The organism is Chrysiogenia bacterium (assembly GCA_020434085.1).
GTDB lineage: Bacteria > JAGRBM01 > JAGRBM01 > JAGRBM01 > JAGRBM01 > JAGRBM01.
Map to the genome: position 1 here is coordinate 1 of JAGRBM010000593.1, position 16161 is coordinate 16161.

The following is a 16161-nucleotide window of genomic DNA, read 5'->3' on the forward strand; positions in this document are numbered from 1 at the left end:
ACAACGGTGCCACCACCGGTGCGGGCGTCTTCGTGGACGACACCAAGGACTTCGCCGCTCTGGGTGCCGGTGCCGGCGCGGATCTGTGTATCCGCACGGTCATCAACCCCTTCACCGAGACCTGCTCGCAGATCAGCGCGCAGCCCGTCGGTGACACGATTGCCTTTACCAACAACACGCCCGGTGATCTCGACGCCTACCTGGGTGCGAACTGTCAGGCCACGACGGCGGTTGCGGGTGAGAACTTCGTCGGTGTCGGTAATGGCACGGTCAATACCAACCCCGGCACGCTCACGCTGGCCAACGGGAACGTCGAGTTCGGTTCGATCACGGTCGACTGGACGGATATTGGCGGACCTCAGACGGCGAGTATGAACCCTGTGAACGGCCAGTTTGGCGGCGGTAGCGGCATCGACGATGCCGGCACCGTGGTCGACTACATCAACGGTGAGATCACCCTGACCTTCGAAGTCGGTTCGGAGCCCGTTGCGGCCTCCGACGTCAGCTTCGACTACACCGTGGTCAACCCGGATCGTTGCTCCTACCGCGTGCGCATGATGCGTGAGCCGTTCAACGGTTGCCGCGGTGGTGAGGAAATTGCTTCCTACGACCCGCTCACCCACGCCTCGCCCGGTGCGCTTGATAACCCGGGTATGGGCAAGTCGCTTTCGAGCTTCCAGACGGGCGCTGGCAATGCCGGTATCGTCGCATCCGACATCAACGCCTTTAAGGACAGCCGTCTCGACCTGCTGCTCCGTGCGATCAACGACCTGGCCGACGGCCGCGTCAACGCCACCGACGATAACGATGCCGGTGGTGCGGATCTCACCCTCGTGAGCGGCGGCGTCAACGACTACAACCTCAGCTACCGCCTGGAGCGTCTGCTGAACTCCCTGGCCAAGGACGACCCGAACACCGGTGAGCAGTCGCTCGTCAAGACCCTGCTCTTCGGCACGGGCGGCGTCCAGGCCAACGAAGAAGGCCCGGTCCAGGCCCTGCTCAACGACGACGAGGCCCGCGCTTCGCTCACCGCGACGCTCGCCCTCTTCGGTCGTCTGACGACCCTGCCTCCGAACCCGGTTGGCGGCACCAACGCCGAAAGTGCGTTCGACCGCTATCCGACCTTCGAAACCACTGGTACCGGTGGTTGGCCGGAAGTCACCGCGGCTGCGCCCTGTAACCTCAGCGCGTTCCCCGCCGGTGATCCCTGCGATGGCAACGCCATCCACGACGCCATCGACTACCAGTTCCTGGCACTCAAGGGCATCCTGGACGTGCTGGGTGATTCCGACGGTCAGGACGACGACTACTGCGACGTCTTCGGGCGTCTCGGACTGCCGGCGAACACCTCGACCGACACCATCCAGGATGGTCACTGCGACGATCCGGACGTCCTGTTCTTCATCGTGTCCCAGTTCAAGCAGCTCGGACTCATCAAGAACCTGCTGCCCGGTATCCAGGTCGTTCTGGAAGCCACCAACGCCACCGGCAACGAGCCTCCGCTCGACGGATCGAACTCCTGCGGCACGACCCCGGGTGACAACTCCGGTTCGAACATCGGCTTCTTCCGCACCGGTTGCGAGGCTTCGCTCTTCACCTTCCGTGATCTGCGCAGCAACCGCATCCGCGGCCACCAGACGCAGCTCGATCGCGATGCCCTGGCTGACATCATCCAGCGCACCGTCTTCAGCGGCAACGGTGACTACTCGATCCTCTCGTGCGTGGACGCCGACGCGGACTGCGACATGAACCTGGAAGATCCGGCCACCTCGACGGTGTATCCGGAGGCCTTCGCCCCGATCGATCGTCCCAGCGTGCTGGGCGGCACCGACGGTGTTCTCGAAGGTGCCAACCAGGTCCTCATCCGTGGTGTCTACCAGGCACTGCTCGAGTACCAGGGTGAAGACACCGGCGCGGTGGTTACCGCCAACGAGATCGACGACCAGGTCGGCTACGGCACGCGCCGCAACCGCTTCGTCGCCCTCGAGGAACTCCTGACGCGCCTTGCCGGCACGCCCGGATCCTTCGGTGACCTCAGCCAGGCGCTGCGCATCGTTCGCGGCATTGCGGTCGACAAGCGCAACGACGAGCAGTCCGACGCCCGTGATACCGGCGCCGGCATCCTCGCCGGTGAATTCGGTGACGATCCGACCATGACCGACCCCGAGGGCAACACCCAGCGTGACATCGGCCCGATTCTCTCGGTCAACGCCGGTCTGTCTTCGCGCGGCACGATCTCCGCTGGTAATCCCTACCAGTCGGCGCTCGACATCGTGGGTGACTTCCTGTTCACCCTGTTGCGTGACCCGACCGACTGTAATACGGCGACCGTCTCGATCGAGCGCAACGCCGCCGATCCCGGTCAGCCGCTGGCCTGCGCGCCGCGCGATGCGGTGGGCTTTGCCGGCAATGCCAACTACTCCGAAGACGCCGACTCGGTCTTCCGTGACGTGGGTGTGACGCAGGAGCGTCCGATCCAGCCCATCCTCAACGAAGCCGTGTTCGAGTCCATCTCCGCCCTGTTTGCCGGTGACGACCAGGCGATCATCGTCCAGGCGCTTCCCTTCCTGGGTGCTTTCCTGAACGAGTCGATTGGTCCGGTGCTGCAGCGCAACGGTGATTTCCTCGAGTATGACTACTGCGATACGGGCGCCGGCGCCTGCTCGCTCACCGAGGACACGATCGCCGACGCCCTGCTGGCCGACCTGCAGACGCTGATCCCGGATTCGGATCTGCCGCGTCTCGATCCGATGCTCACCGACGATATGAACCGTGATGGTGACACCGCCGATACGCTGGCCGGTTACGGAACCAGCTCGCCGCTCAACGACCTCGACGCCAATGCCGGCTGTCCGGTTGGTCCGGATACATTCACCCTCAGCGAGTCTGACAACGTTGTCGTTGACTGCAACCAGGACAACTTCGACATGGTCAGCACCGCCGACGACTGGGGTGATAGCGTCATCGCATGTCCGGCCGCGGGTGCGGCTGACATCGTTGCGAACCCGCTGCGCTGTCAGGATTTGAACCGCGTCACGTCCATCGGCTTCACCTCGACCGACGGTGTCGTGACCGTGGCTCAGATCGACGGTCTGGATGCGGCATTCTTCGACGGCCTGGCCGACCTCATCGCCAATGAGGATTCGACCACGGTGGTCAACAACCAGTCGAACCGCACGAGCACGGCCTCGGAGTACGACACGTTCACCTTCCGTAACGTCGATTCGACGCAGGCGGTGGACCCGAACTTTATTAACCTGCTGACTTCGCTTGGCGAGCTGCTTGTCCAGACGAACCAGTAATTGCTGATCATCGGCCGGCCGGGAATCCCTCATGGGGAGGGATTCCCGGCCGACGCCGGTTTAAGACGACCCGATTCCAAGCGCGCGAAGGAGCCCGAACAATCCGCACCCACCACCCGATCCGAACCCGGTGGCGTGCACATGATTGAGAACGGCATGATCCAACTTCCGCACTTGGCGAAGCGATCCGAACGAATCCAACACCAAACAAGCGAGCTGCCCGAAAGGGTAGGCCCGCTTGTTTCTTTTTGACGACATCCGGGGCTGGTTGCAGCCCCGCTGGAAGGTAGATCTCGTGGGGAAGGCTTCCGCCAGCAAAATGCCGGGTGCCGCGCGCAAGTCAGCGGCGGGTATCTGGGCAATCCTCGCGGCACTGCTGTTCTGGCAGGTCGGATGTACATCGAGTCAGGTCAATCAATCCGCGCCTTCGAGCGCCGAGATCAGCCCCCTCATCATCAATTCGCCCATTCGCGTCGAGCTGCCCGCTGAAGGTGCGGTTCGTTTTGTCGACAACACCGAAGTCACCGTCGCCGGCACCACGCGCCCGCGAACGATGGTCAGCCTGACCCAGCCTGACGGCCTGGTGCGACAGGTGGAGAGTGACGACAACGGTCGCTACCGGATTCTCAATGTTCCGGTCATCGCGGCGGGGGTCAGCTACCGGCTCGATACGGGTGACCGTGTCCCCGATGGCAGCAACGTGGTCAACGACCAACGTGTACCCGTGACCGGCTTCGCGCAGCCCGGCGCGCTCGTTACGCTTTCGGTGGCCAATACGTCCACAACGCTGGCCGTACGGGCCGACGGTGCGGGCGCTTTCGAATTTCCGGACGTGCCCTTCAACGAGGGGCCCAACGAATTCCAGATCGACATGGACGTCTCGGGCGCCCAGACCACGCGGGCGGTTTTCGAGTTCACGCTCGATACCACCGCGCCGGTCGTGACCTTCGTGGGCGTGACAACCGGCGAAGTGCTCGACCAGTCCACGGTCTCCATCACCGGGCGTCTCAGTGAGAACAACGTCACGATCGAATACACCGATCCCGAAACCGGGGCGGCTGTTTCGTTCGTGAATACCTCGCTCAACTTCGACTTGCCGTTTTTCGCATTCCCCGATGGGCGGCACAACCTGGAACTGCGATTCATCGATTCCGTGGGCAACACCACCGAGCGGATCCTGAGCTTCCAGGTCGATTCCCAAGCGCCGAACGTCGTGTTCACCTCGCCGACGCTGCGCCGTGATTTCCTGACCACCGTGCTGGAAGCGGAGATCACCAACCGCCTTCAGTCCTTGCAGGGATTTACTTCGCCCGACGCGCGAATCGATGCGATTTTTCTCGACACGGATGCCACCTATTCCGGCGCCGCCAATTCCGACGGCAGCTTTGTCGTTCCGGTCTTCCATGATGCCTTCGGTCATGAGCTGCCCTACGTTCCTGGTGAAAATCGCCTGCGCGTGCTGGTGAGCGATGCCGCCGGAAATACCACGGACATTCGAATCAATCTGATCGTTCCTGAAAACCAGGAATTGCCTCCGCCGCTGGCGATGGATTATCCGCAACAGGGTGAGGCCGTGAGCACGTTCGACCGTGACCGCGCCGCGCTGCTGAGCGGGTGCGGAATCGTTGATGAAGTGATCGCCACGCAAAGCGCGGCCGACACCAGCTTCAGCGGGCAGCTCAACGGCGCCGACCTGACGAGCATGTCCCTGCAGATTACGGATCCTGACGGAATCGTCTTCAGCGTGACGGCGCCCAATACATTGACCGCCTCGATGGGCGGTCACACCGGCACGATCAATGAGGCCACCGGCGACTGGACTCTCAGCTACCTGGCGGCGCCTTCGATTGGCGACATCGTTGCCAGTTATGGCCACGCCTCACCTGGTTGTCTGGACCCCTCGATCGAAGTAGCGGCGCTCACAGGTGCCGATGCACCCTTCGTTCCGCTCAATTTTGCGCTCGATGGTCGCCGTGTCGGCGCTCCCACCGGCGCGGACCGGTTCGTGCGTTGTGACCCGACCATGGCCGGCGGTTATGCCGGCGGCTGCGTGCAGAGCAACGACCGCCTGTGTCTGGAAAATCCGGCAGGCGTGAGCAATCCCTATCCCGAACTTCGCGATTTGAGCGAAGAGGGGTCGTTCGAAAACATCATTCGCGTCGACAACGATCCCTCCTGCGACCGGGAAGTCCCGCCGCCCCCGGCCGCGCTTCCGGACGCGGGAAGCAACGGGTGCTTCTCCATGCCCGACGGCAGCCGTTTCCGAGTCGTGCATGTCACACGGGAATCGCCCCCCTCGGGCGCTTGCCCCGCGGGCACGACCGAGACGCGAATCCTCGGCCCGCTTGTGCCAACCCAGTGGCTGCAGAGCGAGGGCGCGATCTGCGCCGACCCCCAGATGCTCGGCCGGTGCCCGTTCCCTGCCGCCATGGACTCCATCGACTCCATTACGCTGCAGCCCGACGGCATTATGCAGCTCGACTTCGACATCAACGCACCGGTCAACCCGCTCTGCGATCCGGTGCGACCGACCGATCTGCTTTGTGCCAATGACGGATTCCCGATCAAGGCGGGAGACCGGCTTGTCCTGCGGGTGACATCGTTGATCGGCACGCGGACGCTCGAAGTGAAAGAAGTCCTCTCGGACAGTCAGATTCGAACCGACCCGATCGTCGACAAGCCGATCACCGTGAACAGTCCGAACCTGTTCGTGAAGATCGATCGGTCGAGCGCCTTCACCATCTCAGACACAATGACCGACGCACAGGGGCGCCTGAGCGAAGGCCGCGTGGCCTCGGGCCATCCACTCGAATATCAGCAGCTCTTCGGCGCGCTGGTTCCCGTTCCGCTCAACATCCCCGAGTCGCAACACATTTCCATGGTTGCCGGGCGTGAGCCGCTGACAACGCGCGCCGAAACCGGCTTCCGCGTTCTCAATCCCTCGCGTGCGCGCATCCAGGTGCTCAATCCCACCAACGGGCTGGTTACCACCGACGATTCGGTCATTGTCGAAGGATACGTGATCGGGGATCCCGACGCCCAGGCGGTGGAGATCAACGGCCGCGTCGTCGACGTGGACGCATCGGGTCGCTTCCGGCTGGATCGGCTGCGGCTTGAATTTGGAGAGGTCAACAACATCCAGGTCACCCTGGTGGACACCAACGGCACCGTCGTGACCGAGCAGCGAACCATCGTGCAGGCCGGCAGCGCGATCCTCTCCACGGACGTATCCATCACCCCGGCCACAACCCCGGCAATCGTTTCGGGCGTTCCCGGCGACAACGTGTTCTTCGTCACGGGCACGCTCTCGGACAACGTCGACGTACTCGGCGTGGTCGTGGCGGCCGGTGAAGAGGGCGGCGAACTCATCATCAACGATGGCTGTCCCTCCGACCCGGGTTATCCCAACGCAACGCTGACGATCAACTCGGGTGGATACGTGCCCGGATTCGCGCAGAGCGATCTGCGTGACCTGGTCAACGGCGTGGGCGGGGCCTGCGGCGCGCCGCCCTGCGACGTGAACGCCAACCCCTCGATTCTCTATGTCGTGGACGGCCCTTCTGCGGGGGCGAGCATCCGCATCGACGACGCCAGCGCACCGAATGTGACGCTTGAAGAAGCGGTGTGCGCGCCCGGATCGCGCCTGATGCTGCTTCAGCGAAACCTGCTGATTCCCGATCGCACCGTGGTTCAGTTGCCAGAAGAGCGCTGGAGCATCACGGGCACGCTGGTCTCACCCCACGATCGCGCGTTTTTCCACCAGTTCAATTTCGGTTTCACCCAGGACCAGCTTCTGGAAATTTCCCTGGCCGGTCTGCAGGACAATCAGCCGGGCGCACTCGACACCGACAGCGTCGGCGTTCTGGTGCGCACGGACGTCCCGTTCCTGCGACTGACCTCACCGGTTCGTTTCAGCGGTGCCGATGCGGAGATCCTGACCGCGGGTTCACCCGAGTGCCTGGCAGTGAACTGCAACTGCGTCGCGCCCATGTGCGACGCGGTGCTGCGCTCGCCGAGCTCAGCATTCTTCGTGGACGTGGCTCCGGCGAATGCGCCCATCGTGCCGTTCTCGCCGCAGTTCGAAGACATCGCTATCCGTCCGGGCGATCTGGTTGCCACGGGTGCGGGCCATCGAACCACCAGCAGCAACGAGCACCGTTATTTCCTCGTCTCCGAAGAATACGACGGGACCGTCACCGACGCGGCGACTCAGCTCAAGCTGATTTCGGTGGACCGCGTGAACCTGGCGCCGAACGTCCTGACCAACCCGGTTGCCAACCAGCCGGGCACGCGGCTTTCCTTCTCGGTCTATCCGCGCCTGGCCGGGCAGTCGGTTGAGCCCGGCCCGGGACTGCCCGCCGCGCCGGCGGAGACGAATCAGCCGATTCTTACCCGTGAAACCGAAGTCGATTTCACAGGCTTTACCAGCGTGCCCGATGCGGTTGTCGTGACCGACGGCATTCTGGGCGAGAGTTTCCGTGATGGAACCTTCTTTGTTCGCGAGGTTCCGGTGAGCGAGGGCATCAATCTGATCGATGTCGTTGCCGAGGACAGCGCGGGTCGGCGTACCACCCAATACGTTGCGATTCAGAGCGACCCCCGGCCGCCGCATTTCTCGAACATCTGCCTCGCGATCGACAACTCCGTCGCCGGCACGCCCTCGGACGTGTGCGGCGCAACGCAGGCTTCGGTTCCCCCGGTGCCGGCGCCGTTCCTGGGCTTCCCCTCCGATACCGCGTCGGCGACGGTCCGTAGTCCCCTGGTGGAACTGCGCGGCCTGCTCATCGATGAAAACGCGGGCTCGGGCGTGCGCAGCATCGACGTTCTGATCAACGATGAGGTGATTCAGCACTACGACGAGTTCACGGGCCTGAACGACCCGCTCGACGGGACCGGCCTGTTTGCGCATTCGCTGCAGCTCGATCCGGGCGCGAATCTCTACACGCTGCGCGCGACCGACCGTGCGGGCAATGTCTCGGAGATCAAGGTTCTGATTACGGCGGATCTGCCCGATCCGCGTCCGCCGTCGGTGCGAATCGATTGTGTGACCGACCCCGCTGCCGGAATTCTGCCGGGCGGCGCATTCGCCGGGCGCAACGCGCTTACCAGTCTGGTGCCGGGTTCGCGCCAGATCATCGGGGTGGGCGACGGCCTCACTGCGGACTTCAACTACACGATGCCCCGCGGCCCAGTGCAGCCGGGCACCGTGATGGTTACCGACGGAGTGGAAACCTGCGCCGATGACGGCGCAGGCGGATTGCTCTGCACCGGCGGCGGGACCAACACGATCAACTATGCCACCGGCGATGTGGAAGTGAGCTTTGCGCTGCCCTCGCCGGCGGGTGCCGCTGTTGAAGTCGACTACACGCGCGTGCTCAATCCGGCGGGCAATCCCGCGCGGGCCTTCTGCACCCACGCGCGCAAGGACGACAGCAATTTCTCGGAAGCCGACAACCCGGTCACGCCGGTGGACATGCGCTCGCCGCCGGCCGGGATGCCGGGCGGGGCCCCGGCGATTGTTCCGGTAGATGACCGCATCGTCTCCAGCGGACAGGCCGTTCTGACCGGCGCATTCCTGGCACGCAACGGCGTCACGCCGGCGCTTGCCATCAACGGAAAGACGGCGGGTCTCGAACTCTCGGGCATGGCGCCGGGTCTCGTGCGTCCGGCGCTGGGACCGATCAGCACCGGCCGCGCCGGCCAGTCGATCATCACCGTGTCCACGCCGGTCAGCGAGCTGTGTTACTGCCCGCTCGCGGATGCGGGCGGCGCGGCCAGCTGCATGCCGGGCCAGCTCGTGCCCGTTCTGCAGGTCGGTGACAGCGTGGCGCTCGTCTCCAACGCCAACGCCCAGGCTGCCAACAACGGGCTCTATACGATTCTCAATGTTTCCAGCCTGTGCACGTTCCAGCAATTCTCGCTCGACCGGCCGCTGGTGGTGGATGCCTACAACAATCCAGCTTCGGCCGATGCGATGCTGGTGCAGTATGAGCATACCTTCCTTGCAACCGCAGTCGATCTGCTGAACGAGGGGTTCAACTCCCTCGCAATCGAGGCCTCCGACGAGGAAGGCCGGGTTTCTCTCCAGAGCTTTGGCGTGATTCGCGATACGAATCCGCCGGCGCTCACCATTCAAGGTGCCGTAGACGGGTTCTCAATCAGCGCGGTAGCTCCCGCGGTGATTGTGACTGATCCGAACCTGTGTACAAGCGAGCTGGTCTGTCCCACGGGAGGACTGGACCCGAACTTGTTCGGGCCCGGCCTCCCTGGGGCCGGCGAGCAGGCGATGCACATCATCGTCGATCGCCTCGATGACAACGGCGAGGCGCCCGTGGAGATCCCCGGCGACTCGACCGTGCCGGCGGTTCATCCGGTACTGCGCGGCCGGCCGCTCCGGTATGGGTGGGCCTACTTCGCCGACAACATGGCAACCCCCGGTGTGGTCGATCCAGTTGCCGTTCCCTACGACGCAGAAAACTGGGACGGCGAGCCCGCGGGCGCGCTCAATCCCTTCAGCGTGCCGCTGGGTTATCCCTCGCCCTACACGGCGCGCGATCCCAACGATGGAACCCCGACACTCACCCCGCCGCCCCAGGTGACGGGCGAGGTGGTGCTCACCAACGGCGGTGCGGCCAGTGCAGGTCCGTTCTCCGGGCAGGTTGTCAACACGCCGGTGGTGGCGGACATCCCGTTTGCGCTCACGAAGACCGCGCCGCCCGAGACCTGCGCCGACGTCAACCACGATGGTGACTTCAACGATCCCGGTGAATGCGTGGGCGGAAGCGGCACCATCAATTACCTGACGGGCGCCTTCACGATCACTTTTGCCACGCCTGTGCCGATGGGCACGAACATCACGGCCGACTATGCCCATGCCGATCCGCTCTTCCCCTTCGTTTCCAGCAAGAGCATCGTGACCCTTGGCATCTCGACGGCGTCCAATGAAGCCAATGTCGCAACCAGCCCGTTCCCCGGCGATGTGAGCTGTTACAACAGCTACGGCACCGTCGATGACCTGCAACCGGGCACCGGTGCGATGGGTCCCTACGATCAGACGACCGGCGCGCTCTCGGCTCCGCCGCTGGCAGATGGGACCTTCACGCTGATTCATGTCGTCGACCCGACGGTTCTTAATGACGAGATGGAGCGCTGCACGGACGCCGATTTCGACGGCAACATCACGAGCGCTGAATGTACCGGCCCCGTGCTTTCAACCGCGACCGGCACGGTCGACTACGCGGCGCGCACCTACTCGATCACCTTTACAAGCGCGGTCGCCGCGACCGACGTAGTGCGGGCAACCTACAACCGGGTCGAGGGTGCGTTCGAAGCGCCCCTGCAGCTCGGCAACGGAACAAACGGTCCTTACAACGATATCGGCGGCGCGCTCGATGTGCTTCCCATTGCCGACGGCAGCTTTACGCTCATTCACTACTCCCCGGCGGGAGAGGTGGAGCGCTGCACGGACGCCGACTTCGACGGAACGATCACGAATGCCGAGTGCACCGGCGGCGCCGGCAGTGGCACCATCGATTATATCTCCGGCCAGTACACCATCACGTTCACCAACGTGGTGGCGATGACGGACGAGATTCAGGCGTTCTCAAACGCCTCCACGGCGATTCCGAATCTGGAGGCGCCGCGCCCCTGCCGCGCACGCAGTCCGGTGACCTACCGGCTAACCGCCTACGCCTCCGACCGCGCGGGTCACGGCGCGGCGGCAGATGTATCCTTCGATGTGGTGATTACTCCGGAGGTGCGTCTGATTTCCGGCGGCCTGGGGCTCATCAGCGAGAACCCCGCGATCGTCCGCCTGATTTCCGACACGACGGAGCTCCGCACTCTGCTGCTCGATCGTCTCGACGACAGCGGCGTGCTCTACAACCAGAACCTGGTGATGGCGCAGATTCTGGGCGATCTTGAAGACCCCGGGCCCCTGGCCAGTGAGCTGATTGAATCGGGCGCGCGAGATGCATTCTCGGGCCTTCTCGCCGCGCTTCTGTCCGATCCCGATGAGTTCGGTCCCGCGCAGTCGGCCATGGCGACCCTTCTGGATGTGGTGCGTCTGCTCATCGACAACGGAACCGCCGACGACCTGCTCCCGATCATCGACAACCGATTCATCCTCAATACATGCACCGATGGCGGGGCCTGTCCGACCGGCCCCGATGGAACGGCGATCTTCCGCTTCCTTTCCGACATTCTGGTCTCACGCAACAGCGCCGACCGCACGGACTATGACGGCGACAACGAGTTCTTCCGCACCGTGCCCGGTCCGGTGCGCAACCTGCTACCGCTCAACAAGTCGCTGCTTTCCTTTGAAAATTCGGTACGCCTGCGCGGGCAGGACCTGAATACGACCATCGACGATCCGCTCTGCCCGACGACGGCAGGCGGCAACACCGCGCAGATCAACGCGCTTCCCGGCGACAACCTGGGCTTCCAGTCCCTGGTTGCCGTCCCCAATTCGGTTGTGAACGTGCAGGTGGGCGACCGCCTGCGCATTGTGAGCGGCCCGTGCAACGGCTTTGAGACCGAAATCTCGCAGGTGCTCGACAACGACACGGTCTGCATCGATCCGCTGACGGCCTTTGCCGGTTGCGGCGCAAGCAATTCCTTCGTCGTGGTCTATCCCAACGGCCCAGCGCAGATTCCGGTGGTGGAGCTGCTCGACCTGCTCATTCACAGCCCGCAGGAAGTGATCTTTAACCCGAACAACATCCTGGGCGACGCGGGCGTGTTCCGTTCGCTCTCGCACGTAATCGAAGAGCTGTTCTGCTCCGACAGCGACAGCCCCGACTGCACCGCCCCCGGCGTGCCGCGCGCGCTCGATACCGATGACCTCAACGGTCTCTTTCATGCGCTCTACCAGCTCACCGACGACGGCAGCGAGTTCACCGGCTCGGAGTTCAGCACCCGGCTCATTGACGAGATCGCCGTGCTGCTCAGTGCCGAAGACGCCCCGCTGGTGCAGGGTCGCGGCGAAGCGCTGCAGATCGAAAAGCTCTTCCCGATCATCGATTCCATTCTGGCTGGTGAGCGTGACCCGCTCGCGCCGGTGGATCGCTGCACGGCTGACCCGATGACACCGGGATTCCAGCCCGGCTTGCTCGACCTGGCTTGCTGGGCGCAGGGCACGGTCGATCTGGCCACGAACAACGACTACGCGACGATGCGGCACATGGACATGCTACTCGCATCGCTGGAAGCGCAGGCGCGGCCCACCTCGACGGGCGAATCCATGCTGGTGGAGCTGCTGCGCCTTTCGCGCGAGCTCATTGACGATCCCGACGACAATGCGCGCGGCTATCTGGGGCCCGGCCTGCCAAGCCCGCCCAACACCAATGACGTGCAGGAGTCGGTGGTGGCCACGCTCTCACCGGTGCTGCTCAAGGTGATCCAGAACGAGATATTCGAGGACGTCATCATGGCGCTCTCGGATCTGCTCAACCCGCGCGATGAAACGACGCTCATGGCGCGCACCTTCAATGGCGATCTGGTCAACTATGACGAGGAATTTGTGCCCGTCATCCACCAGTCGCTGGAGCTGACGCCGGGCCCGCTCGCGCCGAGCCCCGATCCCATTGAGTCGAATCCGCCGCTCCTGCGTGCCATTGCGCTGCCGGGAACGGTTCGCATCGATTCGAGCTTCGATGGTGTGGACGATACCTCGGGCATCCGCGGCATTGCCGAAGCCCTGCGCAGCCTGGTCACCCCGATCGGCGAGTTCGGCCTTGGTGAGGGGCGCAATCCCGGTTACCCGGCGCCGGTTCCCGATACCGATCCGGTCGACACGCCGGTCTGCCGGGAGATGTTCTTCAATGGGCGCTCGCCCATTGAGGTGCTCGTGCCGATTCTCGACCAGCTTCTCGAGCCGCTGCCGCGTCGTGCGCCGATGGTGGGTGAAACCGCCGAAGACGTGCTCAACGGCGGCGAAGACGTGCTCGGCCGCGACCGGCTCACGATCATTTTGCAGGGCCTGTTCGACGACCCCCACGTGGACGAGCAGGAGCTGCCCGACGAGATCGACGACTGCGAAAATCCCTGCCGCGCCGATGGCACGCCCACGGGCGGCGCGCCTGGCACGGTGCTGGTGGGCAGCACGGCGGGCGACGGCATCGCCGTCAGCATGGAAGTGCTGGAAATTCTGCCCGAGCTGGTGAACACGCTCACCCGCTTTGGCTTTGCCAAGGACGGCACGCTCACAAGTATCTTTGACACCACCGGTGAGGACGTGAACAGTTGCGTCGCCGGTGACTGTTACGCCGAAAACCGCCTCCTGCCCGCGCAGGCAATGATGATCGATCTCGGCCTGGAACTCGACGCGCCTTTTCAGGTTGGCGCCGGCGAGGGCATCATCGCCTTCGACGAATCGCTCACCCAGGAAGCGCTCGATGCTTTCGGCGCCTTCGACAATGGTGAAGACGCGGTCAACTATCTGCTGCTCATCGCTGCAAAAATCGCCGAAGACATTCAGCCGATCAACGCTTCGACCCCCCTGCCGCAGGACACGACCCTTGCGCCGGCGGCTTCGAAACTGCTGGCCGATCCCGATGGGGACGGCGATCCCATTCCCGACGGAGTGATCGACGACCTGCTCCCGATCGTCCGGATGATTTCCAACACCGGCATGACGCGCCAGACGCTCGACATGCTGCGTGCCGTGCGCGCTTGCGGCGTGGACGCCTCTGCCGGCAATGCGGAGATCCGCGGCGGCGCGTTGCTGCGTGCGGTGCTCGATTCGACGCTGCTCTCACTGCCCGCGCTCTCGGGCGCAACCGACGCGCTCTGCCCGGCCGAGGCCGAGGCCATGGGACCGGGCGTGGACGGCCGCGGCAACACCGGCGGGCCCTTCGATGTGAACGTGCTCAACCGGCTGATGCCGCCCGAGCTTGGCGGCGCGCCGCAGAGCCCCTCGACCCAGGGCACCCTGCAGGGCGGATTCGAAGGCCGCGGCAACACCATGGGCGAGTTCTTCGACCCCAATGTCGATTTCCGCGAGCTGGGCGTGGGTCGCAGCGCGCATCTTTGCTTGATCGCACCGCCGCCGGTGGGCACCGAGCTTATTGTTGAGCAGTGCGCCTTCATCGACGCGCGTCCGGCGGCCGGTCCGAACCAGCCGGTGAGCTACTCCAACGGGAACCTCTTTACCGACGCCGACGGCATGGGCGATGACCTCCAGAGCTTCGTGAACGCCAACTGTCCGCGCGATGGTTCGCAGCTCGGTGTCGGCATCGGCATGGGCAGTGCCGGTCAGTTGGTCTATCAGGGCTTCCTGCCGGATGAAGAAATTTTCCCCGGCACGCTGCTCATCGACGTAGATGCCGGTGTGATCGAGTCCTTTGTCGACAACGGCGACGGAACGCTCAGCGGCACGGTTGACGTGCTCGCCGGCGGCACGATCAACTACAACACGGGCCGCTACACCCTGATTTTCAACGCCGCGCCCGGCGTGTCAGCTTTCACCGCGAGTTACGACTTCGACCCGCAGCAGTTCTGTTCCTGGCGCATCCGCATGATGGCCGAACCCTACAATGGCTGCGTCGGCGGCGAGCCCATTCCCGGGCCCGGCCCGGGTGCAAGCCTTGGTTTGGGTGAGACGCTTGGGAGCCCGGTTTCGTCGACGAACCAGTCCTATCTCGATTTTGTGCTGCGCAGCGTGGCCTTCCTGGTGCGCAAGAGCGAGGGCTTTGTCTTGCCCGAGCCCATCCCCGCGGGACCGACGCCCGCGGGCTACGGACGCCTCACGAAGCTTCTCGACCTGATGGTCTCGCCCGTGCCACTGCCCTTCAGCAACGGGGCGGACAACCCGATTCTGCTCGATGTCGCGCCGGTGGCAGAGAAGGCGCTGCGCATCCTGGTCGATCCGACGCGCTTCCCCGTGCGTGCGGCCACGCCGATTGAGAGCCCGCTCGAGTCGGCGCTTCGCGTGGCCAACCAGGCCATGGTCGAACTCGATGCGCCGATGGTGGGGCCGCAGTTCGGCACGCTTCCATTCGATTCCTATCCGACTTCGGAGATCATCTACCTCTCGAACGGTCCGTTTGCGGCCAACTGTCCCGACGGCCTTGGCGGATTCCGCGCGTGCGTGGGCAACGGCGTGCATGATTCGATCGACCTGGCGCTCATCGGTTTGAACTCCGTGCTCGATCAGCTCGAAGTGCGCGACGGCCAGAACGGACTGACGCGTCACTACACGAGCCCCGAGAGCGGCGACGTTGTCGATCCGACAATGGCGCCCGTCTGCGCCGATCCGGCCAGCCCCGAGTGCGGTTTCTCCGACGACCCGGCCGAGCTCTTCGAGTTCCTGGGCGAGCGGCTTCCCATCGCGCTGGAACGACTGGAGCCGGGCCTGCAGATCCTGCTCGAATCCTTCGACGTGGTGAGCCGCGTGGGCGAGTTCGATCCGCTTTATCCGAGCGCAACCTATGAAGACGAAGATCCGACCAACGACTGCCACGTGAACGGTTTGAATGACGGGCAGCCGCCGTGCGTGAACGCGGCGGACCTGGCTGCCGCGGTGGAGCGGCTCGCTTACACGGGCAACTGCCGTCCGCACATGACAGGTGAGCCGACGAACTGTCGCATCGCCAATGTAGACGACGCGCTTGGCGCTCCCGCGCCGCTTGGGGCGGAGGGCCTGGTGCTCGAGGGCGTTGTCAACGACGGCGCGCTGCAGACTTCGACGACGACCTTCGACAACCTGATCGGACAATGGATGGTGCGGCCCAATGACCCGACGAACTATCCGGAGGGCATCCTTCATCGCGAGCGCGTGCTCTCGCAGTTTGCCATGCTCGGGCGCATTGCAGGTGTGGGCGGGGCGCGCGATCTCGAAGGCGCGTTCCAGTTCCTGCGC

2 protein-coding genes are annotated in these 16161 nt (G+C 64.2%); both read left to right on the forward strand.

The genetic code is table 11. From position 1 onward, the window contains the following. On the forward strand, positions 1–3302 hold a 3302-nt coding region (locus KDH09_19350), incomplete at its 5' end, for a hypothetical protein (GenBank protein ID MCB0221863.1). Between the two features lie 295 nt (positions 3303–3597). Then, the coding region (locus KDH09_19355; GenBank protein MCB0221864.1) for a hypothetical protein at positions 3598–16161 on the forward strand (12564 nt) is incomplete at its 3' end.